Annotated in this window: 22 protein-coding genes; 11 read left to right on the top strand and 11 right to left on the bottom strand. The window is 75.3% G+C overall.

The window, feature by feature from the left end:
• Positions 1 to 33: 33 nt before the first annotated feature.
• The 4 genes from ACRYR8_RS13710 to ACRYR8_RS13725 form a co-directional block, all read right to left on the bottom strand.
• Complete coding sequence (locus tag ACRYR8_RS13710; RefSeq protein WP_432483701.1) at positions 34 to 1,200, bottom strand: metallophosphoesterase family protein; 1,167 nt, start codon at positions 1,198 to 1,200, stop codon at positions 34 to 36.
• A 125-nt stretch (positions 1,201 to 1,325) separates the two neighbouring features.
• The gene (locus tag ACRYR8_RS13715; RefSeq protein ID WP_432483699.1) at positions 1,326 to 3,011 is read right to left on the bottom strand and encodes an ABC-F family ATP-binding cassette domain-containing protein; all 1,686 of its coding nucleotides are present in this window, start codon (positions 3,009 to 3,011) and stop codon (positions 1,326 to 1,328) included.
• 167 nt (positions 3,012 to 3,178) lie between these two features.
• The gene (locus tag ACRYR8_RS13720) at positions 3,179 to 4,393 is read right to left on the bottom strand and encodes a pyridoxal phosphate-dependent aminotransferase (RefSeq protein ID WP_432483728.1); all 1,215 of its coding nucleotides are present in this window, start codon (positions 4,391 to 4,393) and stop codon (positions 3,179 to 3,181) included.
• 89 nt (positions 4,394 to 4,482) lie between these two features.
• Positions 4,483 to 6,513 carry a beta-galactosidase gene (locus tag ACRYR8_RS13725; protein WP_432483697.1) on the bottom strand — a complete coding sequence of 677 codons (2,031 nt, stop codon included), beginning with the start codon at positions 6,511 to 6,513 and terminating at the stop codon, positions 4,483 to 4,485.
• 62 nt (positions 6,514 to 6,575) lie between these two features.
• Here ACRYR8_RS13725 and trpS point away from each other — a divergent pair, with 62 nt between their 5' ends.
• The 10 genes from trpS (at position 6,576) to fdhA (ending at position 17,001) form a co-directional block, all read left to right on the top strand.
• The gene (gene trpS / locus ACRYR8_RS13730) at positions 6,576 to 7,610 is read left to right on the top strand and encodes a tryptophan--tRNA ligase (protein ID WP_432483695.1); all 1,035 of its coding nucleotides are present in this window, start codon (positions 6,576 to 6,578) and stop codon (positions 7,608 to 7,610) included.
• Between the two features lie 5 nt (positions 7,611 to 7,615).
• The gene (locus ACRYR8_RS13735) at positions 7,616 to 8,185 is read left to right on the top strand and encodes a 2'-5' RNA ligase family protein (protein ID WP_432483726.1); all 570 of its coding nucleotides are present in this window, start codon (positions 7,616 to 7,618) and stop codon (positions 8,183 to 8,185) included.
• Between the two features lie 15 nt (positions 8,186 to 8,200).
• Positions 8,201 to 9,328: a YihY/virulence factor BrkB family protein gene (locus ACRYR8_RS13740; protein WP_432483693.1), complete on the top strand. Its 1,128-nt coding sequence runs from the start codon at positions 8,201 to 8,203 to the stop codon at positions 9,326 to 9,328.
• A gap of 48 nt (positions 9,329 to 9,376) precedes the next feature.
• Complete coding sequence (locus ACRYR8_RS13745) at positions 9,377 to 9,607, top strand: SCO4848 family membrane protein (protein WP_432483691.1); 231 nt, start codon at positions 9,377 to 9,379, stop codon at positions 9,605 to 9,607.
• 40 nt (positions 9,608 to 9,647) lie between these two features.
• Positions 9,648 to 10,664, top strand: coding sequence for a LacI family DNA-binding transcriptional regulator (locus ACRYR8_RS13750; RefSeq protein WP_432483689.1), 1,017 nt, complete (start codon positions 9,648 to 9,650; stop codon positions 10,662 to 10,664).
• Positions 10,665 to 10,861: 197 nt separating this feature from the next.
• The gene (locus tag ACRYR8_RS13755; protein WP_432483687.1) at positions 10,862 to 12,169 is read left to right on the top strand and encodes an extracellular solute-binding protein; all 1,308 of its coding nucleotides are present in this window, start codon (positions 10,862 to 10,864) and stop codon (positions 12,167 to 12,169) included.
• 75 nt (positions 12,170 to 12,244) lie between these two features.
• Positions 12,245 to 13,225, top strand: a complete 981-nt coding sequence (locus ACRYR8_RS13760) for a carbohydrate ABC transporter permease (protein WP_432483685.1) — start codon at positions 12,245 to 12,247, stop codon at positions 13,223 to 13,225.
• Positions 13,222 to 14,118, top strand: a complete 897-nt coding sequence (locus tag ACRYR8_RS13765) for a carbohydrate ABC transporter permease (RefSeq protein ID WP_432483683.1) — start codon at positions 13,222 to 13,224, stop codon at positions 14,116 to 14,118. The genes ACRYR8_RS13760 and ACRYR8_RS13765 overlap by 4 nt, the downstream gene beginning before the upstream one ends.
• A 73-nt stretch (positions 14,119 to 14,191) precedes the next feature.
• On the top strand, positions 14,192 to 15,673 hold the full coding sequence (locus tag ACRYR8_RS13770) for a GH1 family beta-glucosidase (RefSeq protein ID WP_432483681.1): 1,482 nt from the start codon (positions 14,192 to 14,194) through the stop codon (positions 15,671 to 15,673).
• 92 nt (positions 15,674 to 15,765) lie between these two features.
• Positions 15,766 to 17,001 (top strand): formaldehyde dehydrogenase, glutathione-independent, encoded by a 1,236-nt coding sequence (gene fdhA, locus ACRYR8_RS13775; protein WP_432483679.1) that lies wholly within the window; start codon positions 15,766 to 15,768, stop codon positions 16,999 to 17,001.
• Between the two features lie 47 nt (positions 17,002 to 17,048).
• On the opposite strand, the gene ACRYR8_RS13780 is transcribed toward fdhA, so the two are convergent.
• The 4 genes from ACRYR8_RS13780 to ACRYR8_RS13795 are packed head-to-tail and all read right to left on the bottom strand — an operon-like array spanning position 17,049 to position 20,207.
• Positions 17,049 to 17,234, bottom strand: a complete 186-nt coding sequence (locus ACRYR8_RS13780) for an acyl-CoA carboxylase epsilon subunit (protein ID WP_432483677.1) — start codon at positions 17,232 to 17,234, stop codon at positions 17,049 to 17,051.
• Positions 17,231 to 18,637: a carboxyl transferase domain-containing protein gene (locus ACRYR8_RS13785; protein ID WP_432483675.1), complete on the bottom strand. Its 1,407-nt coding sequence runs from the start codon at positions 18,635 to 18,637 to the stop codon at positions 17,231 to 17,233. Before ACRYR8_RS13785 ends, ACRYR8_RS13780 begins: the two co-directional genes overlap by 4 nt.
• Positions 18,634 to 19,527: a 5-oxoprolinase subunit C family protein gene (locus tag ACRYR8_RS13790; RefSeq protein ID WP_432483673.1), complete on the bottom strand. Its 894-nt coding sequence runs from the start codon at positions 19,525 to 19,527 to the stop codon at positions 18,634 to 18,636. The genes ACRYR8_RS13785 and ACRYR8_RS13790 overlap by 4 nt, the downstream gene beginning before the upstream one ends.
• A complete protein-coding gene (locus ACRYR8_RS13795; RefSeq protein WP_432483671.1) occupies positions 19,524 to 20,207 on the bottom strand; it encodes a 5-oxoprolinase subunit B family protein in 684 nt (227 codons plus the stop codon). Before ACRYR8_RS13795 ends, ACRYR8_RS13790 begins: the two co-directional genes overlap by 4 nt.
• A gap of 98 nt (positions 20,208 to 20,305) precedes the next feature.
• Here ACRYR8_RS13795 and ACRYR8_RS13800 point away from each other — a divergent pair, with 98 nt between their 5' ends.
• A complete protein-coding gene (locus ACRYR8_RS13800; protein WP_432483669.1) occupies positions 20,306 to 21,055 on the top strand; it encodes a LamB/YcsF family protein in 750 nt (249 codons plus the stop codon).
• 17 nt (positions 21,056 to 21,072) lie between these two features.
• Here the strand turns inward: ACRYR8_RS13800 and ACRYR8_RS13805 are convergent, their stop codons facing one another.
• Genes ACRYR8_RS13805 through ACRYR8_RS13815 form a run of 3 tightly spaced genes read right to left on the bottom strand, consistent with a single transcriptional unit; the run spans position 21,073 to position 25,549 of the window.
• Positions 21,073 to 21,876: an ABC transporter permease gene (locus ACRYR8_RS13805; protein WP_432483667.1), complete on the bottom strand. Its 804-nt coding sequence runs from the start codon at positions 21,874 to 21,876 to the stop codon at positions 21,073 to 21,075.
• Positions 21,873 to 23,891 carry an ABC transporter substrate-binding protein gene (locus tag ACRYR8_RS13810; RefSeq protein WP_432483665.1) on the bottom strand — a complete coding sequence of 673 codons (2,019 nt, stop codon included), beginning with the start codon at positions 23,889 to 23,891 and terminating at the stop codon, positions 21,873 to 21,875. Before ACRYR8_RS13810 ends, ACRYR8_RS13805 begins: the two co-directional genes overlap by 4 nt.
• The gene (locus tag ACRYR8_RS13815) at positions 23,888 to 25,549 is read right to left on the bottom strand and encodes an ABC1 kinase family protein (RefSeq protein ID WP_432483663.1); all 1,662 of its coding nucleotides are present in this window, start codon (positions 25,547 to 25,549) and stop codon (positions 23,888 to 23,890) included. The genes ACRYR8_RS13810 and ACRYR8_RS13815 overlap by 4 nt, the downstream gene beginning before the upstream one ends.
• Positions 25,550 to 25,594: the final 45 nt, after the last annotated feature.

The raw sequence follows: 25,594 nt of genomic DNA on the forward strand, positions 1-25,594 counted from the left end.
CTCCGCCCGCGGGCGGAGGGGCCGTCGCGCACCTCAGCGGTGACCGAGGGGCTTCGGGGTCGCGAGGGGCTGCGGCTCGGGGGAGAGGTCGATGCCCAGGTCGGCGGCGAACACCGGGCGGGTGCTCTTCAGCACGCCCGGGTGGTCCAGGTCCAGGTCGAACACCCGGGCGCCGCGCAGCCGGTGCTCGTCGTCCCCGCCCAGGCCGTACGTGCCGAACCCGGTGCCGGGGCCGTACCCGAGCTGGATGCCGAAGTAGTTCCCGACGTAGGTGTTGATGTGGTCGTGGCCGCAGAAGATGCCCCTGACGTCGCCGCGCTCCAGGGCGGCGTGGAAGAGGCCGGGGTTGAACTGCGCGGTGTACTCCCGCTCGTTGCGCTCACCCACGATGCCGTGCTTGACGACGGCCGCGGCGTGCGACTCCTCCGTCCACTCGGTGGGCGAGCCGAACCACATGAACCGGTGCTCCCACAGCGGGATGTGGAAGAACATCAGGCCGGGCACCGGTGCACCCGCACGGCGCTCCAGGGCCACGGACTGCTCGCGGTACCAGGCGACCTGGTCGGCGTGGATGGTCTCGTAGGTGTACTCCTCGACCTCCTGCCCCGCGATGGTCTCGGGGGAGTAGCGCCCGGAGTCCAGCAGCCACAGGGCGAAACCGGGACCGCGGCCGCCGCGGGTGCGGACGGTGAGCACCTGGTTGGAGTCGCCGCTGACACCGCGGGCGGTGCCACCCACGTTGTACCGGTACCCGGACAGGAACTCCCGGATCCTCGCCTCGATCATCCCGGTGGCGGCCACGGAGTCCTCGTCGTGGTTGCCGAAGGTCACCGCCCACGGGATCCGGCGCTCCTCCATGGGCAGGACGACGTGGTTGTACGCCTGGCGGACCTGCTCCGCGGTGGTCATGTCGCCGTTGACGACGTCGCCGTTGACGACGACGAACCCGGGTCGCTCCGCGTCGAGGGTGCGCTCGATGAGCTGGATGGTCCGCACGTCGGTGCGGTGGTTGTCCTGGGTGTCGTTGAACTGCACGACGCGGAACGTCCCGTCGTCGGAGAACGACAGGCCGCGCCCGCGGGAGGCGCTGGCCGGGGCGGCGGTGGCGACCTGGGCGGCCAGGGCGCCACCGGCGGCGGTGGCGGCGCCCAGGCCGAGCAGGTGGCGGCGGCCGAGGGTGTTCGAGGTGTTCTCCGGCACAGGGTCCTCCGAGGTTCGGCAGGGGTTTCCCACAGCGTGCCGGGGCCGGGTTTACCGCGGGTGGAGCGGACCCCACCGGCAGGCGGCCGGGGGGTGACCAGCACGGCCGCTCACCCCCTCGGCGCTCACCCGGGCGCCGGCCCGCCCTGCACCGGTCCGAGGCGCAGGACGTCGCCGCGCCAGCGCGCCCGGAAGCGCCGGTCGTGGCTGACGACGACGACAGCGCCGTCGAAGGCCGCGATCGCCTGCTCGAGCTCCTCGACGAGCTGCGGGGCGAGGTGGTTGGTGGGCTCGTCCAGCAGCAGCACGTCGTGCGGGTCGGCGAGCAGCCGCGCCAGGTCCAGGCGCCGGCGGCCCCCGGTGGACAGCCGGGCCACCTCCACGCCGAGCTGCTCGCGGTCGAACAACCCCAGCGACAGCAGCCGGTGCACGTGCTCCTCCGCGCCGCCGCGACGGCCGGCGGCGAAGGCGCGCAGCACGTCCTGGCCGGGCACCGGCGCCGGCGGGTCCTGTCGCAACAGGCCCGCGCGGGCGCGGCGACGCACGACGCCGGTGTCCGGCTCCAGGGCACCGGCGAGCACGTCGAGCAACGTCGACTTCCCGCTGCCGTTGACGCCCGTGACGAGCAGCCGGGTGTCCCGCTCGACCCGGACGTCGGTGGGCGCCAGCCTGCCCGCGACCGACACCCCCTCGGCCACCAGGTGCGCGCCGGCGCGCGCGTGCAGGCCCTGCGGCACGGTGAAGCGCAGCGGGTCCGGTGGCCGCGGCACCTCCGCGGCCTCCAGGCGCCGCAGCCGCTCGGCGTTGGCCCGCACCCGGGCCGCCAGCGACTCCTGCACCCGCCCGCCCTTGAAGTCGTACTGCATCTTGGCGCCGTCGCGCGGCGGGCGGTTCGGAGCCACCCGGCGGGCGACCGCGTCCCCGGTGGTGCGCAGGCGCTGCACCTCCTCCTCCCAGGCCGCGCGCTCCTGCTCGGCGCGTGCGCGCTCGGCGGCCCTGGTGGCCAGGTAGCCGTCGTAGCCGCCGGGGTGGCGCGTGGCGCGCCCGCCGTCGACCTCGAGGAGCTCGGCGGCCGTGCGGTCCAGGAACTCCCGGTCGTGGGAGACGACCACGGTGGTGCCGCGCCGCGAGCGCAGGTGCTGCTCCAGCCAGCCGGCGGCGGTGTCGTCGAGGTGGTTGGTCGGCTCGTCCAGCAGCAGGACCTCCGCGTCGGCCGCGAGCAGCGCCGCCAGGTGCAGCCGCGAGCGCTGCCCCCCGGAGAGCCGTCCCAGGGTGCGCGAGCGGTCCAGCCCGGCCAGGCCGAGGCCGGCGAAGGCGCGCTCGACGCGGGCGTCGGCGGACCACCCGTCGCGCAGCCCGAACGCGGTGCTGACCTCGCCGTACTCGGCGAGCAGGGCGTCGAGCTCCGCGGGCCCGCAGCGGCTCATCGCCTCCTCCAGCTCGCGCGCGCGCCGGGCGAGCCGGCGCACGTCGGCCAGCGCCTCGTCGACGACGCGGCCCACCGTCCACGACGGCGGTGCGCCGGACTCCTGCGGCAGGTGCGCCAGGCCCGCGGCGGCGACGGCGACGACGCGGCCGGAGTCGGGTTCCTCGGCGCCGGCGAGCAGCCGCAGCAGCGTCGACTTGCCGCAGCCGTTCTCCCCGATGACGCCGGTGACCACCCCGGGGGTGATCGAGGCCGTCAGGCCGTCGAGGACGACGCGGTGGTCGTAGGACTTCGTCACCCCGCGCAGCGCGAGGGAGGTCGTGGCGCCCGTCGTCGTGCGCGGGGACGGGCCGGTCGGGGCGGGGGCAGGGGGGTGGGCGGGCACGGGTCCTCCTCGTGGCGTGCGTGCGGTGGACCACGCGCGCGTGCGCGGGGCCCTCGGTGCGGAGCACGTCAGACGAGCACCCGGGGCCTCCTCGGCTCGACGGCAGGACACCACGACGGTGCACCCGCTCGGCGCCGGCCGGCAAGGAGTTTTCCGCCCTCCCGGGATCAGGCGCGGGCGCGGTCCCCCAGGAACTCCGCGATGCGCCCGACCGCCACCTCCAGGTCCTCCACGCGCGGCAGCGTCACGATGCGGAAGTGGTCGGGCTTCGGCCAGTTGAAACCCGTGCCCTGCACGACGAAGACGTGCTGCTGCTCCAGCAGGTCGAGGATCAGCTGGTAGTCGTCGTCGACCCGGTGGACCTCCGGGTCGAGCCGCGGGAAGCAGTACAGCGCCCCGCGCGGGCGCACGCAGCTCACGCCCGGGATCTCGTTGAGCAGTTCCCAGGTGCGCTTGGACTGCTCCGCGAGGCGCCCGCCGGGCAGCACCAGGTCGTTGATGGACTGGTGCCCGCCGAGCGCCGCCTGCACCGCGTGCTGCGCGGGCACGTTCGCGCACAGGCGCATGTTCGCCAGCAGGTCCAGGCCCTCGACGTACCCCCGGGCGTGCCCGGTCGGCCCGGAGACCACCATCCAGCCGGAGCGGAAACCCGCCACCCGGTACGCCTTCGAGAGCCCGTTGAACGTCAGGCACATGAGGTCCGGGGCCAGCGCCGCCGTCGAGACGTGGGTGGTGCCGTCGTAGAGGACCTTCTCGTAGATCTCGTCGGACAGGACGAGCAGGCCGTGCTCGCGGGCGACGCCGAGGATCTCCTGCAGCACCTCGGTGCCGTACACCGCGCCGGTGGGGTTGTTCGGGTTGATGACGACCACGGCCTTGGTGCGCTCGGAGACCTTCGAGCGCAGGTGCTCCACGTCCGGCATCCAGTCGGCCGACTCGTCGCACAGGTAGTGCACGGCCCGCCCGCCCGCCAGGCTGACCGCGGCCGTCCACAGCGGGTAGTCCGGGGCGGGCACGAGCACCTCGTCACCCTCGTCCAGCAGCGCCTGCATCGCCATGACGATGAGCTCGCTGACGCCGTTGCCCATGTAGACGCCGTCGACGTCCGTCCCGGTGATGCCCTTGGACTCGGCGTGCTGCACCACCGCCCGGCGCGCCGACAGCAGGCCCTTGCTGTCGCTGTACCCCTGCGCCACCGGCAGGTTCGCGACGATGTCCTCCAGCAGCTCCGGCGGCGCCTCGAACCCGAACGGGGCGGGGTTGCCGATGTTGAGCTTCAGGACGCGGTGCCCGGCCTGCTCCAGCTCCTGGGCCCGCGTCAGGGCGGGGCCGCGCACGTCGTAGAGGACGTCGGCGAGCTTGCGAGACTGACCCAGGTTCACCACACCGCCATCCTGCCACCGCGACCCGCGGCCCCCGCGGCGCAGCGCCGTGGGGGCCCCGCGGGGGAGGCGTGGTGATCCGGTGGCCGTCAGCGCTCGCGGACGACGGCGCTCTGCCCCGGGTCCAGGTCCAGCACGCCGTCCACCTCGGCGCCGGAGACCTCGTCGACGCCGCTGACGCGGACCGTGCCGGGTTCCTCGCCGTGGTTCAGCGCGAACAGGAAGGACGTCCCGTCGGCCCGGCGCCGCCGCTGCACGTCCACCGGCCCCGACGCCACGGCCACCGGTTCCACGCCGCCGGCCGCGCACACCCCGCGCAGCAGCCCGGCGAACGCCTCGTCGTCGGGCAGCGTGCCCAGGTACCAGGCTGCGCCGCCGCCCGGCAGGTCGCGCCGGGTGATCGCCGCGCACCCCGCCACCGCGCCGTCGGCGTAGCGGGCCAGGACCTCCACGTCCTCGGCGACGGTGGTCAGCTCCGACCAGACGTCGCCCACCGACCCGTCGTCCAGCTCCGTGGCCACGCCCTCCAGCAGCGGGTGGAACTCCTCCACCCGCACGCCCAGCAGGTCCCGGAACGCCCCCGGGTAGCCGCCCAGGCGCACCCGCACGTTCTCGTCGACGACCCCGGAGAAGTACGTCACCAGGACCTGCGCGCCGCCCTCGGCCGCGGCCCGCACCGCCGCGGCGGTCGCGTCGTCGCACAGGTACAGCGTGGGCACCACGACCACCCGGTAGCGCGACAGCGCCTGCGCGAGGTCGTGCGGGTGCGCGCCGACCGGCACCACGTCCACCCCGACCTGGGCGGCGCGCAGCAGCCGGTGCGCGGTGCGGGCCACGTCCACCGGGCCCACGCGCTCCGAGGGCAGGGTCGGGGCCTCCAACGCCCAGGCGCTGGTCCAGTCCACCAGGAGCGCGACGTCGGCCTCCACGTCCGCCCCGCGCACGTCGCCGAGGCGCCCCAGCAGCTCGCCCAGCTCCACGACCTCGCGGAAGCGCTCGGAGTCCTCCCCGGCGTGCGGCACCATCGCCGAGTGCCACTGCTCGGCGCCGCCCGCGGAGGCGCGCCACTGGAAGAAGCACACCCCGTCGGCGCCGCGCGCCACGTGCGCCAGCGAGTCCTGCAGCATCTCGCCGGGAGCCTTGGCGGGGTTGACCGGCTGCCAGTTCACCGCGCTCGTGGAGTGCTCCATGAGCAGCCACGGGCCCCGCGCCGCGCCGCGGGTCAGGTCCGCGGAGAACGCCAGCTCCGCGCGCGGGTCCGCCACCGCGGTGGGCCCGGTGTGCAGCAGGTAGTGGTCGTTGGAGACGACGTCCTGCTCCAGCGCCCAGCGGCCGTAGTCCATGCCGCCCAGGCCCGCCGAGACCATGAAGTTCGTCGTCACCGGCACGTCCGGGGTCAGCCGCCGCAGCACCTCCTTCTCGGCCAGGTGCTGGCCCAGCAGCTCGTCGGAGCTGAAGCGGGCGAAGTCCAGCGCCTGCGCCGGGTTGGGGAAGGAGCTGGAGAGCGCCGGCACCTGCACCTGTTCGAAGGAGGTGTAGTGCTGGCTCCAGAAGGCCGTCGCCCACGCCTCGTTCAGCGCCGCCACGTCGCCGTACCGCCCCGTCAGCCAGCGGCGGAAGGCCGCGGCGCTGACGTCGCAGTAGCAGCGCGCGTTGTGGCAGCCCAGCTCGTTGCTCACGTGCCACAGCCGCAGCGCCGGGTGGCCGCCGAAGCGGCCCGCCAGCTCCTCCACCAGGCGCAGGGAGCGCTCGCGGTAGGCGGGGGAGGAGGGGCACCAGCTCTGCCGGGACCCGAAGACCACCCGGCGGCCCTCGTGGTCGACCGGCAGCACCTCGGGGTGGCGCTGGGACAGCCACGCCGGTGGGGAGGCCGTCGCCGTGGCCAGGTCCACGCCCACCCCGCCGGCGTGCAGGTCGTCCAGCACGCGCTCCAGCCAGTCCAGCTCGAAGCGGTCCGGCTCGGGCTCCAGCAGGCCCCAGGCGAAGATGCCGACCGACACCAGCGTCACGCCGGCCTCGCGCATCAGGCGCACGTCCTCGGCGCGCACCGCCTCCGGCCACTGCTCGGGGTTGTAGTCGGCTCCGAAGGCCAGTCCCGGTCCCTTGATCCACTCGCGCACCCGCGCAGCCTGGCCGTCGCCCCGCGGCCGGTCAACCGTTCCGCGGCTGGCAGGATGGAGGCATGGAGCAGTCACCAGCGCAGGGGACGGGGGCGCGCCCGCGCCTGCTGTCGGGGATGCAGCCGACGTCCGGCTCGCTGCACCTGGGCAACTACCTCGGCGCGCTCAAGCAGTGGGTGGCCCTGCAGGAGACCCACGAGGCGCTGTACTGCGTCGTCGACCTGCACGCGCTGACCGTCGGCCCCGACCCGGCCGCGCTGCGCGAGCGCACCCGCGTCACCGCCGCCCAGTACATCGCCGCGGGCGTGGACCCCGAGCGCTCGGCGCTGTTCGTGCAGAGCCACGTGCCCGCCCACGCCGAGCTGGCGTGGGTCCTGAGCTGCCTCACCGGCTTCGGCGAGGCCGGCCGCATGACCCAGTTCAAGGACAAGTCGGCCAAGCAGGGCGCCGAGGGCACCACGGTGGGGCTGTTCACCTACCCGGTGCTCATGGCCGCCGACATCCTGCTCTACCAGGCCGCCGAGGTCCCCGTCGGCGAGGACCAGCGCCAGCACCTGGAGCTGACCCGCGACCTCGCCCAGCGCTTCAACAGCCGCTACGGCGCCACCTTCACCGTGCCCGAGCCGTACATCCTCAAGGAGACGGCCAAGATCTACGACCTGCAGGAGCCGGGGTCGAAGATGAGCAAGTCGTCGTCCTCGCCCAGCGGCATCGTCGACGTCATGGACGAGGCGAGGGTGACGGCGAAGAAGATCCGCTCCGCCGTCACCGACACCGGTCGCGAGGTCCGCTACGACCCCGTGGAGAAGGCCGGCGTGTCCAACCTGCTGTCCATCCACTCCGCGCTGTCGGGCCGCACGATCGCCCAGCTGGAGGCCGACTTCGCCGGTCGCGGCTACGGCGACCTGAAGAAGGAGCTCGCCGAGGTCGTCACCGACGCCCTCGGCCCCGTGCGCCAGCGCGCGCAGCAGCTCATGGCCGACCCCGGTGCGCTCGACGAGCTGCTGGCCCGGGGCGCCGAGCGGGCGAACGCGATCGCCGAGGAGACCCTCGCCCGCGTGTACGACCGGGTGGGGCTCGTGGGCCGCAGGCGGTGAGCGCCCTGGGCGGTCGCGCCCGGGCGCTGGGCCGGCCCGGCGCGCCGGCTCGCGCGCGCACGCGCACCATCGGCGTGTCCATCCCCGTGCCCGACCCGCACGCCGCCGAGCTGACGGCCTGGCGCGCCGACTTCGGCGACCCCCTGGCCCACGCCGTCCCCCCGCACATCACCCTGCTGCCGCCCAGCGAGCTGTCGGCCGACGCGGCCGAGGAGGTGCGCCGGCACCTGCGGCGCACCGCTGCGCTGCACGCGCCGTTCGTGGTCCACCTGCGCGGCACCGCGACCTTCCGGCCCGTCTCGCCGGTGGTGTTCGTCCAGCTCACGCGCGGCATCTCCGAGTGCGAGCTGCTGCAGAGCCAGGTGCGGCGCGGGCCGCTGACCCGCGACCTCCCCTTCCCGTACCACCCGCACGTCACCGTCGCCCACGACGTGCCCGAGGACGCCCTGGACCGCGCCGAGCTCGTGTTGCGGGACTGGGAGGCCACCTTCACCGTGAAGGGGTTCAGCCTCTACGAGCACGGCGCCGACGGCGTCTGGCGGCCACGGGAGGACTTCGGCTTCACCGCACCGTAGAGGAGCCCAGCGCGCGTGGGTGTCGTGCAGCAGGTCACCGGCCGCGTCGGCCGCCTCGTCGCCCGGGCCAAGGCCACGCACCCGGGCCGCGCGTACCAGCGCTACGGCGACGCGCGCGGCAACGTCCTCGCCGGGGGCATCGCGTACTTCGCGTTCTTCTCCGTCTTCCCCGCCCTCGCGGTGGCGCTGACGCTGCTGGGCTTCACGATGCAGGGGTTCCCCGAGGTGCGCGACTACGTCGTGCAGAACCTCGTCGAGGGCGTCGACGACTACCTGCCGGGCCTGGTGCACCCCGGGCAGAGGCCCGCCGGCCCCGGGACCAACGGCATCTACATCGACGAGTACCTCGACGACACGACGCTCACCGTCAGCCTGCTCGTCTCCCTCGGCACGCTGCTGTTCACCGGCCTGGGGTGGGTCGACGCGATGCGACGGGGCATCCGGGCCGTCTTCGGCGAGGCCGCCCGCGCCGGCAACCCCGTCCTGCTGAAGGTGCGCGACCTCGCCGTCCTCGTCGTCATCGGCCTCGGCGTGGCCCTCAGCGTCACCTCGGTGGTCCTCACCCGCGGGGCGGGGGAGTGGTTGCTGGGGGTGCTCGACGTCGAGAGCACCACCGCCGGCCAGTGGCTGCTGAGCGCCGCCGGCTTCGTCGTCGCCTTCTGCATCGACACCGCCACCTTCCTCGCGGTCTTCCGCGTGCTGCCCGGCGCGAACGTGCCGCTGCGGCACCTGCTCTCCGGGGCCCTGCTGGGCGGGGTCGGCATCGGCCTGCTCAAGCAGTTCGGCATCGGCATCGCCGGCCGCAGCGCCCAGGGCAACGAGTTCCTCGGCGCGGCCGCGAGCATCGTGGTGATCCTGGTGCTCATGAACCTCATCGGCCGGCTCATCCTGCTGGCCGCCGCGTGGGCCGCCACGCGCGCCGAGGACGCCGAGGCCCTGCTCGAGCGCGTCGTCGCGGACTACCGGGTGCCGCTGGGCCCGCTGCCGGCCGACCACCCGTCCGAGGAGGAGGGCCACGGCGAGGAGGACGCCCACGCGGGCCGCTCCCGCGCGGCGGTGGCCTCGACCGTGGCGGCCGGCGCCCTCGGCGCCGGGGCGTTCGTCGCCGCGCGCCGCGCCGTGCGGGGGCTGCTGCACCGCTGAGCCCCGCGGGCGGCCGGTGCGCCGTCCGGGCTCTGCGAGGATGGGGGCGTGGTCCTCTCGACGCGCGCCAGCTGGTTCCTCGTCGCGTTCGGGGTGTGGAGCTGGTTCATCTGGCCGAACTTCCTGCGCAACATCTGGAACGATCCGAAGTCGTTCGAGGACGGCCCGCAGCCCTTCTTCCTCGTCCACCTGGTGCTCGTGGTCGTCAGCCTCGTGCTCGGCACGGCCATCGCGGTGATCGGCGTGCGCGGGTTGCGCGGGGCGCGCAGCCGTCGCTGACCCGTCCGACGCCCGCGAGGGCCCGACCGCTGGAGGAGCCGTGCCGAGCGCGACCGCGCCGACCCTGGAGTCCGTCGCCGCGCGCGCGGGCGTCTCCCGCGCCACGGCCGGGCGGGTGCTGGCGGGCTCGGGGCGGGTGAGCCCCGCGGCCCGCGAGGCCGTGCTGCGCGCCGCCTCGGAGCTGTCGTACGTGCCCAACCAGGCGGCCCGCTCGCTGGTGACCCGCCGCAGCGGGTCGGTGGCGCTCGTGGTCGTCGAGCCGGTCGAGCGGTTCTTCAACGACTCCTACTTCCCGCTGGTGCTCACCGGTGCGCAGGCGCGCCTGGCCGAGCGCGAGGTGCAGCTGGTGCTGGTGGTGCTGTCCACCGCGCGCGAGCGGGAGCGCTTCGAGCGGTACGCGCGCAGCGGCCACGTGGACGGAGCGATCCTCGTCTCGGTGCACGGCGCCGACCCGCTGCCGCAGCACCTGACCGACGCCGGGATCCCCGTGGTGATGTCGGGGCAGCCCTTCGACGCGTCGTCGACGGTGCCGTGGGTGTCGGCCGACAACGTCGGCGGCGCGCGCACCGCGACCCGGCACCTGCTGGAGCGCGGCTGCCGCCAGGTCGTCACCGTCACCGGACCGATGGACATGCGAGTGGGGCAGGACCGGCTGGAGGGTTTCCGGACCGAGCTGCGGGCGCACCGCCGGCGCTTCACCGCGGGGCTGGCCGCGGCCGGTGACTTCACCGTGGCCGGCGGGCGCGCGGCCGCGGAGGAGCTGCTGGCGCGCTTCCCCGGCCTGGACGGGGTGTTCGCCGCCAACGACCTCATGGCCGCCGGGGCGCTGCAGGCCCTGGCGGCCGCGGGCCTGGCGGTGCCGGGCCGCGTGCGCGTCGTCGGCTTCGACGACGCGCCCCTGGCGGCGGCGGCCACGCCGCCGCTGACGACGGTGCGCCAGCCGGTCGTGGAGATGGGCCGGGAGCTGGCCCGGATGCTGCTGGCGGTGATCGACGGCGAGGGGGTGCCCGCCCCGGTCGTGGTGCCCACGACGCTCGTGGAGCGCGCCACCTCCTGACGCCCCACCGCCCCCGTCCCACCTGCACGCTCACGCCGGGAGCGGAGGGGCGTTGACAGCGGGGTGGGTGGTGGGTCACTCTTCCTGCATTCCGTGAGAGCGCTCTCACGGGGTCCGGCTCCCGCTGAGAGCGCTCTCACGCTGCGAGACCCGATCAACGTCGATCCGCCGCGCAGGCGGCCCCCGGAGGAGTTCCCATGCCCAGTGCCCGGAAGACGACCCTGGCCGCCGCCGCGGCGGCGGTCAGCGGCGCCCTGCTGCTCACCTCGTGCAGCACCACCGACACCGGCTCGGCCGACGCGGCGGCCGCCGACGGCGTGACGCCGCTCACCGTCAGCCTGTTCGGCACCTTCGGGTTCGAGGAGGCCGGCCTGTTCGAGGAGTACCAGGAGCTCAACCCCGACGTGACGATCCAGTACGAGTCCACGCAGGGCGAGAACAACTACTGGCCCGCGCTGCAGACCAAGCTGGCCTCCGGCAACGGTGCCGCCGACGTCCAGGGCATCGAGGTCGGCCGCATCGCCGACGTCGTCGCCAACCAGGCCGACAAGTGGACCGACCTGTCCACGACCGCGGCGGGGGAGCAGGTCGGGAACTACCCGGACTGGAAGGCCGAGGCGGCCACCACCGAGGACGGGAAGGTCCTGGGCGTGGGCACCGACATCGGCCCGATGGGCCTGTGCTACCGCAGCGACCTGCTGCAGCAGGCCGGCCTGCCCACCGACCCCGCCGAGCTGGCCGCCCGCATGGGCTCCTGGGACGACTACGTGGCGCTGGGCCGCGAGTTCAAGGCCGCCGCCCCGGCCGGGACCGCGTGGATGGACTCCGCCGGCGGGTTCTACAACGCGATCATCTCCACCGAGGAGGAGATCTACTACGACTCCTCCGGCGAGCTCGTCTGGGACAGCAACCCGGCCGTGAAGCAGGCCTTCGACACGGCCGCGGCTGCAGCGCAGGAGGGCCTGACGGCCAAGCTCGAGCAGTTCGAGGACCCGGCCTGGGACACCGGCTTCGGCAGCGGCTCCTTCGCCACCATCGCCTGCCCGGCCTGGATGGTCGGCTACATCAAGGGCAAGGCGGGTGACGCCGGCGCCGGCAAGTGGAACATCACCTCCCTGCCCGGCGGTGCCGGCGGCAACTGGGGCGGCGCGTACCTCGGCATCCCCGCCTCCAGCGAGAACAAGGAGGAGGCCGCCGAGCTCATCAAGTGGCTGACCGACCCCGAGCAGCAGGCGAAGGTGTTCGAGACCGGTGGCCAGTTCCCGTCCAACACGGGTGCGTTCGAGCTGGTCGCCGGATCCACCGACGAGTACTTCCAGGGCGCGCCCATCGGGCGGATCTTCTCCGACGCCGCCGAGGCCGCACCGACCCAGGTCCTGGGCGAGGAGGACGCCGTCGTGAAGTCGGCGCTCGTGCAGGCGCTGCTGTCCGTGGAGGTCAACGGCGTCAGCCCGGCCGACGCCTGGGAGAGCGCCTCCGGCGACCTGGCCGACCAGATCGGCTGACCCGACCGCGGCGGGACGGCCCACCGGCCGTCCCGCCGCGAACGTCCCGCACCGATCGTCCCGCGAGGAGATGCCGTGAGCGTCCAGAGCACGACCGCACCGCCGGCCCCGGCCGGCCGTCCGGGGAAGGCCGCCCCCCACGAGCCGTCGCTGCGATCGCGGCTGTTCCGGTTCGAGTCGCTGGCCGCCCCGTACGCCTACATCGCGCCGTTCTTCCTGCTGTTCTTCGCCTTCGGGCTGTTCCCGCTCGTGTACACCATGTGGATCAGCTTCCACTCCTACGAGCTCGGCTCGGACACGGAGTGGACGGGCCTGGACAACTACACCTGGCTCTTCACCAGCGACAGCTTCTACAACGCGCTGTGGAACACCTTCACCCTCGGCGTGCTGTCCACCGTGCCGCAACTGCTGATGGCCATCGGGCTCGCACACCTGCTGAACTACCGGATGCGTGGCCGGAACTTCTTCCGCGTGTCGATGATGATGCCGTACGCCACGTCGGTGGCGGCCTCGACCCTCGTCTTCGCGCAGATCTTCGGCCGGGACGCCGGGCTGGCGAACTGGCTGCTGTCGCTGGTCGGCCTGGACGCCCTGGACTGGCGCAACGGCGACCTCAGCGCCCAGATCGCCATCTCGATCATCGTCATCTGGCGCTGGACCGGCTACAACGCGCTCATCTACCTGGCCGGCATGCAGTCCATCCCGCAGGACCTGTACGAGGCCGCGGCCCTGGACGGCGCCAGCCGGTGGCAGCAGTTCGTGCACGTCACCCTGCCGGGCCTGCGCCCCACGATCCTGTTCACCGTCGTGGTCTCCACCATCGGCGCCACCCAGCTGTTCGGCGAGCCGCTGCTCTTCGGCGGCGTCGACGGCGGGGCGCTGAACCAGTACCAGACGCTGGGGCTGTTCATGTACCAGCAGGGCTGGGCGTTCGGGTCGCTGGGCCGGGCGGCCACCATCGCCTGGGTGACGTTCCTGCTCATCATCGTCCTCGTCCTGCTGAACACCGCGCTCGCCCGGTGGCGCGACCGCGACACGGAAGGAGCCCGGCGATGACCGCGACGACCACCGTCCGAGACGCCGCCCTGGCGGCGCCCACCCCGGGCACCGGGCGCCGCAAGCGCTACCGCGCCCCCGACGCCGCCGGCTGGCTCACCTACGCGCTGCTGGGCATCACGTCGTTCGTCTTCCTCGTGCCGTTCTACTACATGATCGTCGCGGCGAGCCGGCCGATGTCGGAGATGACGCAGTCGCCGCCGCCGTTCCTGCCGGGTCCGTACCTGTGGCAGAACATCTCCACGGCGCTGGAGCAGCAGGCCATCGGACTGGCCATCGTGAACTCCCTCGTCGTCTCCGGCGTCACGACGATCGGCACCCTGCTGTTCTGCACCCTGGCCGGGTTCGCCTTCGCCAAGCTGCGCTTCAGGGGCAGGAACGCGTTGTTCGCCGTGACGATCGGCACGCTGATGATCCCGCCGACGCTGGGCGTCGTGCCGCTGTACAAGATCATGTCGGACTGGAACCTGGCGGGACGGCTGGAGTCGGTCATCCTGCCGTCCCTGGTGACGGCCTTCGGCGTCTTCTTCATGCGCCAGTACCTCGTGCAGACCCTGCCGGACGAGCTGCTGGAGGCCGCAAGGGTCGACGGCGCCTCCTCCACCCGCACGGTGTTCAGCATCGTCCTGCCCATCGCCCGGCCCGGCATGGCGGTGCTGGGGATGCTCACGTTCATGACGGCGTGGAACGACTTCTTCTGGCCCGTCATCGCGCTGAACTCCTCGATGCCCACCGTGCAGGTGGCGCTGAACAACCTCGGCAGCGGGTACGTCCCGGACACCTCGATCATCATGGCCGGAACCCTCGTGGGGACCCTGCCGGTCATCGTGGTGTTCGTCCTGCTCGGCAAGCAGATCGTCAGCGGCATCATGGCCGGCGCCGTCAAGGGCTGAACCACCCCCGTCCACCCGTTTCCGCACCAGGGAGGAGGCGGTGCCGCGCGCCCAGGCCGCGGCACCGACCCGCATGACCACCACCGAAGACCGCCCCACCACCGATCTCACCACCGATCCCGCCACCGGTCCCGCCGAGCGCGCCTTCCCCGCGGGTTTCGTCTGGGGCACGGCGACCGCGTCGTACCAGATCGAGGGCGCCGCGGCCGAGGACGGCCGCACACCCTCCATCTGGGACACCTTCAGCCGCACACCCGGCAAGGTCGCCGGCGGTGACACCGGTGACGTGGCCGACGACCACTACCACCGCTTCCGCGAGGACATCGCCATCATGCAGCGGCTGGGCATGGCGTCCTACCGGTTCTCCGTGGCGTGGCCGCGGATCACCCCGCAGGTCACCGCCGACGCCCTCGGCCCGGTCAACGAGGCCGGCCTGGCGTTCTACTCCACGCTGGTCGACGAGCTCGTCGCGGCCGGCATCGAGCCGGCCGTCACGCTGTACCACTGGGACCTGCCGCAGGCCCTCGAGGACGCCGGCGGCTGGACCTCCCGCCGCACCGCCGAGCGCTTCGCCGAGTACGCCGAGGTCGTCGCCGCCGCCCTCGGGGACCGGGTGCGCACGTTCATCACCCTGAACGAGCCGTGGTGCTCGGCGTACCTGGGGTACGCCTCCGGCGTGCACGCCCCCGGCCGCACCGAGCCGGCGTCCGCGCTGGCCGCCGTGCACCACCTCAACCTGGCCCACGGCCTCGGCGCCGCCGCGGTGCGCCGCGCCGCACCGGACGCCCGGGTGGCCCTGACCCTCAACCTCGCCTGGGTCCGCACCGACGGAACCACCGACGCCGACCGCGACGCGGTCCGCCGCGTCGACGGGCTGCAGAACCGGGTGTTCCTCGACCCGGTGCTGCGCGGCTCGTACCCGGCGGACGTGCAGGCCGACACCGCGGCCGTCAGCGACTGGTCGTTCGTGCTCGACGGCGACCTCGACCTGATCCACCAGCCCCTGGACGTGCTGGGCGTCAACTACTACAGCCCCACCGTGGTGCGGGCGTGGGACGGCTCGGGACCGCGCGCCGAGGCCGACGGCCACGGCGCCAGCGCCCACAGCCCGTGGGTCGCCTGCGCCGACAGGGTGGAGTTCCCCGAGCAGCCCGGTCACAAGACGGCCATGGGCTGGAGCGTGGACCCCCGGGGCATGACCGAGCTGCTGCTGCGGCTCCACCGCGAGCACCCCGGCCTGGAGCTGCTCGTCACCGAGAACGGCGCGGCCTACCCGGACGTCGTCGTCGGCGGGCGGGTGCACGACGTCGAGCGCGTCCGCTACCTGCGCGACCACCTCGCGGCCGTGCTCGACGCGGTGGAGGCCGGCGCGCCGGTCACCGGCTACTACCTGTGGTCCTTCCTGGACAACTTCGAGTGGGGCTACGGCTTCTCCAAGCGGTTCGGCATCGTGCACGTCGACTACGCGACGCAGGAGCGCACCGTCAAGGACAGCGCCCTCTGGTACTCCTCGGTGGTCTCGCGCAACGCCGTGCCCGCAGTGGTGGAGGGCTGAACCTCCCCCTTGCGGTCGGCGCCCGGGAGCGGTGGACTGTGCTCCCGGGCGCCGGCACCGAGGCCGGCGCCGTCGCGAGAAGGGCAGTCCCCGTGACGACCACCGCCCCCAGCAACGGCAACCGCGCCGTCGCCTACCTCGAACCCGGCAAGGTCGAGGTGCAGACCATCGACTACCCGACCTTCGAGCTGCGCGACGGTCCGGGCGTCAACCCGGCCAACGTGGGCCGGCGCGTCGACCACGGGGTGATCCTCAAGCTCGTCGCCACGAACATCTGCGGCTCCGACCAGCACATGGTCCGCGGGCGCACCACGGCACCACCGAACCTGGTGCTCGGCCACGAGATCACCGGCGAGGTCGTGGAGAAGGGCCGGGACGTCGAGTTCCTCGAGGTCGGCGACCTCGTGTCCGTGCCGTTCAACATCGCCTGCGGCCGGTGCCGCAACTGCAAGGAGCGCAAGACCGGCATCTGCCTCAACGTCAACCCCGACCGCCCGGGCTCGGCGTACGGCTACGTCGACATGGGCGGCTGGGTCGGCGGGCAGGCCGAGTACGTGCTCGTGCCCTACGCGGACTTCAACTGCCTGAGGTTCCCCGACAAGGACCGGGCGATGGAGAAGATCCTCGACCTGACGATGCTGTCGGACATCTTCCCCACGGGGTTCCACGGCTGCGTCACCGCCGGCGTCGGCGTGGGTTCCACGGTGTACGTGGCCGGTGCCGGTCCCGTGGGCCTGGCCGCGGCGGTGGGTGCGCAGCTTCTGGGCGCGGCCGTCGTTATCGTGGGCGACCTCAACCCCGAGCGGCTGGCCCGGGCGCGCGAGAACGGCTGCGAGACCGTCGACGTGTCGAAGGGCGACCCGAAGGACCAGATCGAGCAGATCCTCGGGGTGCCCGAGGTGGACTGCGGCGTGGACGCCGTCGGGTTCGAGGCCCGCGGGCACGGCGAGGGTGCGGCGACGGAGGCACCCGCGACGGTGCTGAACTCCCTCATGCAGATCACCACCGCGGGCGGTGCGGTGGGCATCCCCGGCCTGTACGTCACCGGCGACCCCGGCGGCGTCGACGAGGCCGCGAAGAAGGGCTCGCTGTCGCTCGACCTGGGCACCGGGTGGGCGAAGTCGCTGTCGTTCACGACCGGTCAGTGCCCGGTGATGAAGTACCACCGCGGGCTGATGATGGCGATCCTGCACGACAAGGTGCAGATCGCGAAGGCCGTGGGCGCCACCCCGATCTCCCTGGACGAGGCGCCCGACGCGTACCAGAGGTTCGACGCGGGCGCCCCGCAGAAGTTCGTCATCGACCCGCACGGGATGATCCCGCGCTGACCCCGGCCCCCCGTCCCGCCCCGCGGCGGGACGGGGCGGCGGGCTCCTCAGCCCCCCGGCAGCGGCCGGCGCAGCAGCGACGCGGGCTCGCCCCAGCGGTCCTCCCACGTCGCGACCGGGCCGGGGGCCGCGTCCGCGCCGCGCGCGGCCACGACCAGGACGGCCACCACGAGCGCCGCCAGTTCCTCCTCGGTGGGGTTCCCCGTCACCACCCAGTCGCCGGGGGCGCTCACAGCGGCAGGTTCCCGTGCCGGCGGGCGGGCGGGGTCACCGCCTTGCGCTCCAGCAGGTCCAGCCACCGCGCCAGGTGGGCGCGCGTGCGCCCCGGTCCCACCACCGCGTCGGCGTCCCCGGCGCGCACGGCCGCCGCGGGGGAGCGCTCAGCCTCCCGCCGCGCCACCAGCCGGGCCCACTCGCCGGCCGCCGGCGCGGGCCCGTGCCCGTGCCCGGCCGCGACCTCGGCGACCGCGTCGCGCGCGCCCAGGCGCGCCCGCGGCCACACCAGCACCGCGTCCGCGCCGACGTGCCGCGACCCCAGCGCGAGCAGCGCCGCGCCGTGCGCGCGGCCGGTGACGACGGTCAGCAGCGGCACCGACGCCTCCGCGTACGCGTACAGCAGCTGCGCCACGGCGACGGTCGGGGCACCGGGGTCGTCCTCGCCGGCGGGGACGACCCCCGCCGTGTCCACCAGCGTCAGGACCGGGACCCCGAACGCGTCGCAGAACCGGACGAACCGGGCCGCCTTCGCCGCCGCTGGCGCGTCCAGGGCCCCGCCCGCGACCGACGGGTCGGGGGCCACCACCCCCAGGCTGCGGCCGTCGAGGCGGGTGAACCCCGTCAGCACGCCGGCGGCGTGCCGCGCGTGCAGCTCCAGCGGGGGTTCCTCGTCGTCGGCCAGGCGCGCCAGGACGTCGCGCACGTCGTAGGGGGCGTCGGGGTCCGCCGGCAGCAGGGCGTCCAGCTCCTCGTCGGGGTCCTCGTCGGCCACGCGCACCGCACCGGGGGGCAGGCGCGGGGGCGTGGCGAGGACGTTGCCGGGCAGGTGCCCGAGCAGCTCGCGCACGAACGCGGCCGCCGCGGCGGGGCCGGGTGCGACGTGCGCCGCGCGACCGGTCACCGCCGCGTGCAGCGCCGCACCGCCCAGCTGCCGCGCGTCCCGCTCCCGGCCGGTGAGGACGGCCGCCGCGGCCGGGTCCGCCAGCGCCGAGCGCGACCCTTCGGCGGCGACCACGACGTCGGCCAGCGGCAGCAGCAGGGCCCGCTCGGCGTCGGCCGCACCCGTCACGACCGCCACCTGCGGCACCACCCCGGACAGGGCGACGGCACCGCGCACCAGCTCCCCGAACCCGCGGGCGGACCCCGGCCCGGTGGCGTCGTGCACGGTCACCAGGGGCTTGCCGGTGCGGGCGGCCAGCGCTCGCAGCCGCACCTCGGCCTCCACGGCGGCGGCGCCGGGTGCGCCGCCCGGCGCCTGCGCCACCGCGCACACCGCCCGCCCCTCCACGGTGCCGTGCCCGGTGAGCACGCCGGGCGGCCCGCCCTCCGCCGGGTCGCTCACCGCCGTGAAGGACCCGGGGTCGAACAGGGCGGCCAGCACCGCGGCGGCCTCGCGGCCCGGCGCCGGCGCGCCGCTCACGCGCCCACCACCGGGCGGAACCGCAGGGCCTGGCCCGGCCGCACCTGCGCGGCGAGGTCGGCGTCGGCGTCGCGCACCACGCCCACCACCGGGTACCCGCCGGTGATCGGGTGGTCCGGCCCGAACAGCACCGGCTGACCGCTGGGCGGCACCTGCAGAGCGCCCAGGACGACGCCCTCGGGCGCCAGCTCCGCCGTCGCGGAGCGTTCCAGCGGCGGCTGCCCGGCGGGGCGGGCCAGGCGCACCCCGACCCGGTCGCTCTGCGCGGTGACCGTCCAGGTCCCCGCGAACAGCGCGGCGGGGTCGGTGAAGCGGTCCGCGCGCGGGCCGAGCCGCACCTCGAGGGTCACGGTGCCGGTGGCGGGCGCGCCGACGGGCGCGGTGCGCACCGCGGGCAGCGCGCCCGGCGCGGGCCCCACCGGCAGCACGTCCCCGGCGGCCAGCGGCTCCGGGCCGAGGCCGGCGAGGGTGTCGCGGCTGCGCGAGCCCAGCACCGCAGGCACCGCCACGCCCCCGCGCACCGCCACGTACGCGCGCAGGCCGGCCGTGGCCGCACCGAGCCGCAGCGTGCCGCCCGCGGGCAGCGCCAGCACGCTGCACCACCCGGCCGGTGCCCCGTCCACGCTCACCGGGGTCGCGGCGCCGGTGACCGCCACCAGGAGGGTCGTGCGCGCGCGCAGCACCGCGCCGCCCAGCAGCACCTCCAGGGCGGCGTGGCCGGGCGGGTTGCCGACGAGGCGGTTGGCGAGCGCGAGGGAGCGCCGGTCGGCGGCCCCGGCGACGCCGACGCCCCAGCGGAAGGCGCCGGGGCGCCCGAGGTCCTGCACGGTGGTCAGCGGCCCCGGCGCCAGCACCTCCAGCGCGTCCCCGCCGTCCAGCCCGCCGTTCACCCCGCCACCTGCGCGAACCGCACGCGGGTGCCGGGCCGCAGCAGCGCCGGCGGGTCCGCCGACGGGTCCCACAACGTCACCGCGGTGCGACCGAGCAGGCGCCAGCCGCCGGGGGAGCGGCGCGGGTAGACGGCGCTGAAGCCGTCGGCGAGGGCCACCGCACCGGCGGGCACGGCCGTGCGCGGCTCGGGGCGCCGCGGGACGGCCAGGCGCCCGTCGGGGCTGCGCAGGTACCCGAACCCGGGGGCGAACCCCACGAACGCGCACGTCCACGTCGTGCCGGTGTGCCGGGCGACGACCTCGGCGGGCGTGGTGCCCAGCAGCTCGGCGACCTCGCCCAGGTCCTCGCCGTCGTAGCGCACCGGGATCGTCACGACCTCCCCGTCCTCCCCGCCCCCGTGGCGGCCGGGCGCACCGTCCGCCGCCGGCGGCAGCTCCTCCCACCGCCGCAGCAGCTCCCGGGCGGCCGCGTCGCGGTCCGCGCCGGGACGCAGGGTCACCAGGACGGTGCGGGCGGCGGGCAGGACGTCCTCGACCCCGGCGGGCGCGTCGCGCTCCAGCGCGCGCGCGAAGCCGGCTGCGCGGGCCGGGTCCGCGGGCTCCAGCAGCCAGGCGCGGTCCCCGGCGGGCAGCAGGTGCACGTGGCCCGGGGCCGTCCGCGGCGGGCCGGGGCTGCTCACCCGCCGCACTGTAGGGACCGGGCGGCGCCCGCGCCCACCAGCGGCCCGGCGGCCCGCTGTAGCGTCGCCCTCCCCGCCCCCGACCCCGCGAGGCTGCCGTGGACCTGAACGCCGACGTCGGCGAGAGCTTCGGGCGCTGGACGCTGGGTGACGACGAGGCGCTGCTGGGGGTCGTGACCAGCGCGAACGTCGCCTGCGGCTTCCACGCCGGTGACCCCTCGGTGCTGCGACGCACCTGCGAGCTGGCCGCGGGCGCAGGTGTCGCCGTCGGCGCGCAGGTGGGCTACCGGGACCTGCCGGGGTTCGGCCGCCGGTTCGTCGACGTCGCCCCGGCGGAGCTGACGAACGACGTCCTGTACCAGGTGGGGGCCCTGGAGGCCCTCGCCCGCGTCGCCGGCACGCGCGTCACCCACGTCAAGCCCCACGGCGCCCTCTACAACGCGGTCGTGCACCACGAGGCGCAGGCCGCCGCCGTCGTGGAGGCCGTGCGCCGGTACGACCCGGCGCTGCCGGTCGTGGGGCTGCCCGGGTCGCGGTTCCTGGCCCTGGCCGCCGCGGCGGGCCTGCCCGTCGTCACCGAGGCGTTCGCCGACCGCGCCTACACGCCCGCCGGCACCCTCGTGCCCCGCGGCGAGCCCGGCGCGGTCCTGCACGACGCCGAGGACATCGCCCGCCGCTGCGTGCGGCTGGCGACCACGGGACGGGTCGAGGCCGTGGACGGCAGCGTCGTGGACGTGGGCGCCGCGTCGATCTGCGTGCACGGCGACACCCCCGGCGCGGTGGGGATCGCCCGCCGGGTGCGCGCGGCGCTGGAGGAGGCGGGCGTGCCGGTGGCGTCGTTCGCCTGAGCCGCCCACCCGCCCCGTCACCCCCCGGCGGCGGCCTGCGCGGGCCGGGCGGCGGCCCCCGCTCCGGCGCGGTCGCCGCCCGGTGCGCCCGGCGGGTTGAGCAGGCGGTCCAGCAGGAAGCCCACGGCACCGATGAGCACGATCGTGGCCGCCAGGCGCGGGTGGTCGAGCTGGTCCCGGGCGTTCAGGACCGCGAAGCCCAGGCCGGAGTCGACCCCCAGCATCTCCGCCGGCACCAGCACCACCCACCCGATGCCGAGGGCGAGGCGCAGCGCGCTCAGCACGTGCGGGCGCAGCGCGGGCAGGACCACCGTGCCGAGCGTCTCGGCGCGGTTCGCGCCCAGGGAGCGCGCCACGGCGAGCAGCGCGGGGTCCAGCGTGCGCACGGCGTGGGCGGTGCCCAGCGCCACCGGCCACAGGGCCGCGACGGCGACCAGGGCCGTGACCGGGGCGTCGCCGACCCCGAGGAGCACCACCGCCAGCGGCGCCCACGCCAGCGGGGACGTCATCCGCAGGACCGCCACCACCGGTGCCGTGGCCTGCTCCAGGCGGCGCCGCGACCCCAGCAGCAGACCCAGCGGGACGCCCGCGGCGGTGGCCAGCAGCAGGCCCAGCAGCAGGCGGCGCAGGCTCGCGGCCACGTCCAGCGCCGTGGAGCGCCGCCCCAGCAGCTCCACCAGGGCCGTGGCCGTCGACCACGGACCCATCCGCGAGAGCACCGGGTTGCCGGCGGCGAGCACGTCGCACACCAGCCACCACGCGCCGAGCACGGCCCCCAGCGCCGCCGCGCGCGGCCACCACCGCTCCACCGCGCCGCTCACGGCGCGACCACCTCGGTGCGCTGCGCGGTGGTGCCGAACGCCGCCAGGCCCGCAGCGCCGCCGACGGCCCGCAGCACCGGCCCGTCGTCCACCAGGTCCGCGTGCACGCGGTGCGGGTCCAGCGCCGCCAGCCAGGCCGTGTCGCCGACCACGTCGGTCGTCCCCATCGCCCGCACCAGCTCGGCGGTGTAGGAGGGGTGCGGGTACGGCTGGAAGCCGATCCGCTGCTGGTGCCACGACGGGTGCCGCACCGCGCCGGTGCGCACGTACTCCTCGCCCGGCTCGCCGGAGAAGGTGCGCAGCACCGCCGGCAGGGGCTGCGGCAGGTAGCCGCCCTCCGACATCAGCCGCGCACCGCGCTCGCCGTCGGCGCGCAGGGCGCGCTGCGCCGCGACCAGGCCGCGCACCGCGGCGTCCGCGGCCTCGGGGCGCTCGTCCAGCAGGCGCTGGTGCACCACCGTCACGCAGCAGGCGTGGTCCTTCCAGGCGTCCCCGGTGAAGCGCAGGACCCGGCCCACGCCCTGCACCTCCGCCGCGGCGTTGAACGGCTCCGCGACGGTGAACCCCGCCACCTCGCCGGCGGCCAGCGCCGGGGGCATGTCCGAGGGGGCCATGAGGACCAGCTTCACGGTGCCCTCCGCCGCGGACGGCGCACCGTGGAGCACCGGGCGCAGGCCCGCGGCGCGCAGCAGCTGCTGCACCACCACGTTGTGGATCGACCACCAGAACGGGACCGCGACGGTGCGCCCGGCCAGGTCGGCGACGTCGCCGACGTCGGGGGCCACCGTCAGCGCCGACCCGTTGACGTGGTTCCACATCAGCACGCGCACCGGCACCCCGGAGGCGTAGCGCAGCTGCACGGCCAGCGGCATGAGCACGTGCACCACGTCGACCGCGCCGGCCTGCAGGGCCTCCGCCAGGTCGGGCCAGGAGCGGAACATCACCGGTCGCGGGGCCGTCAGGCCCTGGGCGGCGAGTTCGCCGTCGGCGTGCGCCACGAGCAGGGGAGCGGCGTCGGTGATCGGCAGGTAACCCGTGCGCAGGGGCCCGCCGGGCACGGCGGTGGCGCCGGCGGCGCGCGCGGGACCGGAGGAGCGGGTGAGCAGCTGCGCGGCGAACGGCGCGGCGAGCAGCGTCGCGGCCGCGCCGGCGCGCAGCAGCTGCCGGCGGCCGGCGGCCCGCTGCGCCGCGGTCGCGCCGGGCGTGGCGACGGAGGACGTGCCGCCGGTCGCACCGGTGCCTCCGGTGCCCGTGAGGTCCTGCACGGCCCGGCCGTCGGGGAAGCGCTCGAGGAGCGCACGCCGGGCGGTGCCGTCGGCCAGGCCGGCCCGGTCCCGCACGGGGCTGACCACGACGTCCAGCGGGCCGGGGCGGCTCAGCAGCGCCACCCGGTCCCCGAGCAGCAGGGCCTCGTCCAGGTCGTGCGTCACCAGGACCACCGCGGTGCCCAGCCGCGAGCGCACCGAGCCCAGCCAGTCCTGCAGCTCGGCGCGGGTCAGCGGGTCCAGGGCGCCGAACGGCTCGTCCAGCAGCAGCAGCGAGGGGCCGGTGACCACGGCCCGGGCGAGCGCGACCCGCTGGGCCTGACCACCGGAGAGCTGGCCGGGTCGCCGGCCGGCGAGGTCGGCGATGCCCAGCTCGGCGAGCACCTGCGCCACCCGCTCCGCGGCACCGGGCCTGCGGGCCGGCCAGCGCCCCCCGTTGCGGCGGTAGTCCAGACCGAGCGCCACGTTGCCGGCGACGCTGCGCCAGGGCAGCAGGTGGGCGTGCTGTGCGACCAGCCCGGTGCTGCCGGCGGCACCCGCGCCGTCGCCGCCGGGACGCCGCACGGTGCCGGTGTCGGGGGTGCGCAGGCCCGCCAGCACCTGCAGCAGCGTGGACTTGCCCGCCCCCGAGGGGCCCACGACCGCCAGCAGCTCGCCGGGGTCGACGCGCAGGTCCACCCCGCGCAGCACCTCCCGGTCCCCGAAGCGCACACCCACGCCGGACAGGACGGTGCCGCCGTCCGGCCTCACCGGCGCCTCCGCCGACCGCGCGCCGTCCACCCCAGGTACGCGGTCAGCGAGCCGACCGCCACCGCCCCCACCGCGGCCACCTTCGTCTCGTGCGGCTTCAGGCGCTGCGGGTCGGAGGAGGCCAGCACCGCCAGCGCCTCGATGCCCGCGGCGGTCACGAGCGCCACCACCAGCCGGTTGCCGATCCGCTCGACCCGCGCGACCAGCGGGTCCAGCTCATCGGTGCGCACCGACACCGACACCCCGTCGCGGTCCAGGACGTCCAGGAGACGGCCCAGCTGCCCGGGCAGCTCCACGCCCAGCGTCGCGGCGTCCAGGCCCGCCTGGCGCAGCCGCCGGGCGATCGCCACCGGGTCCACGTGCCCCAGCACCAGCCGGCGCGCGTACGGGCTCAGGACGCTCCCGATCTGGAAGTCGGGGTCCAGGGTCGAGCCCAGCCCCTCGGTCATCACGATCATCTTCACGACCAGCGCGAGGTTCCGGGGCAGGGCCAGGTGGTGCCGGCGCAGGATCTCCAGGACGTCGCGAACGATGTCGCCGATGCGCACCTTGCCCAGCGGCAGGCCCTCGTAGCGGCTGAGCAGGTACCCGGCGTCCGCGGTCAGCCGCACCCGGTCCACGCGCTGCTTGGTGATGCCGATGTCGGCGAAGGCCGCCGCGATGCGCGCGGGGTCGCGGCGCTCGAACGCCGCCATCAGCGCCGCCAGGTGCCGGCGGGTGCGCTCGTCGACCTCCCCGACCATGCCGTAGTCGAGCAGGCCGATGCGCCCACCGGGTTCGATGAGGAAGTTGCCCGGGTGCGGGTCGGCGTGGAAGAAGCCGTGCTCGAAGACCATGTCGGCCATCAGCCGGGTGGCGCGCGCGGCCAGGGCGCTGCGGTCGACGCCGGCCTCGTCCAGGGCCTGCAGGTCGCTGATCTTCGTGCCACGCAGCCGTTCGAGGGTGATGACCCGCGAGGTGGTGGTGTCCCAGTGCACCCGCGGGACGTGGATGTCGGGGTCGCCGCGGAAGTTGCGGGCGAAGCGCTCGGCGTTCTGGCCCTCCTGCAGGTAGTCCAGCTCCGCGCGCAGGGTGTCGGCGAAGTCGCCGGTCAGCCCCACCACGTCGTAATCGGCCGCCGCGGACCACCGCTGCGACGCGCGCGCCGCGAGCGCCCGCAGGATCTCCAGGTCCGCCTCCACCTCCTCCACCACTCCCGGCCGGCGCACCTTGACCACGACCTCGGTGCCGTCGTCCAGGGTGGCCGCGTGCGCCTGGCCGATGGAGGCGCTGGCCAGCGGCACCGGGTCGAAGCGCGCGAACACCGTCTCGGGGTCTGCGCCGAGCTCCTCGCGCACCGCGGCGCGGACCGTCTCGACGGGCACGGCCGAGGCCCGGTCCTGCAGCTTCTCCAGCTCCCGCTGGAACGCCGGGCTCAGCAGGTCCGGTCGCGTGGACAGGATCTGCCCCAGCTTCACGGCCGTGGGGCCCAGCTCCTCCAGCACCAGGCGCACGTGCACCGCCACGGTGTGCGGTTCGTCCGGGCGGGAGCGCGCCACGACCCGTTCGGCGCGCACCCACCGCTCCAGGCCCAGGGCGTGGACGAAGTAGCCCAGCCCGTGCCGGTACAGGACTCGGCTGATCTGCAGGTATCGGTCCTGGTGGCGCACGACGCCCATCCTGACCCCTGCGGGGGGAACGCGCGAAGGCCCGCCCCGCTCCGT

The organism is Kineococcus esterisolvens, assembly GCF_050871405.1.
Taxonomy (GTDB): domain Bacteria; phylum Actinomycetota; class Actinomycetes; order Actinomycetales; family Kineococcaceae; genus Kineococcus.

Coding starts and splice junctions, on each gene's coding strand:
- trpS (WP_432483695.1), top strand. CDS start 6,576: ATGGAGCAGTCACCAGCGCAGGGGACGGGGGCGCGCCCGCGCCTGCTG.
- ACRYR8_RS13755 (WP_432483687.1), top strand. CDS start 10,862: ATGCCCAGTGCCCGGAAGACGACCCTGGCCGCCGCCGCGGCGGCGGTC.
- ACRYR8_RS13765 (WP_432483683.1), top strand. CDS start 13,222: ATGACCGCGACGACCACCGTCCGAGACGCCGCCCTGGCGGCGCCCACC.
- ACRYR8_RS13770 (WP_432483681.1), top strand. CDS start 14,192: ATGACCACCACCGAAGACCGCCCCACCACCGATCTCACCACCGATCCC.
- ACRYR8_RS13815 (WP_432483663.1), bottom strand. CDS start 25,549: ATGGGCGTCGTGCGCCACCAGGACCGATACCTGCAGATCAGCCGAGTC.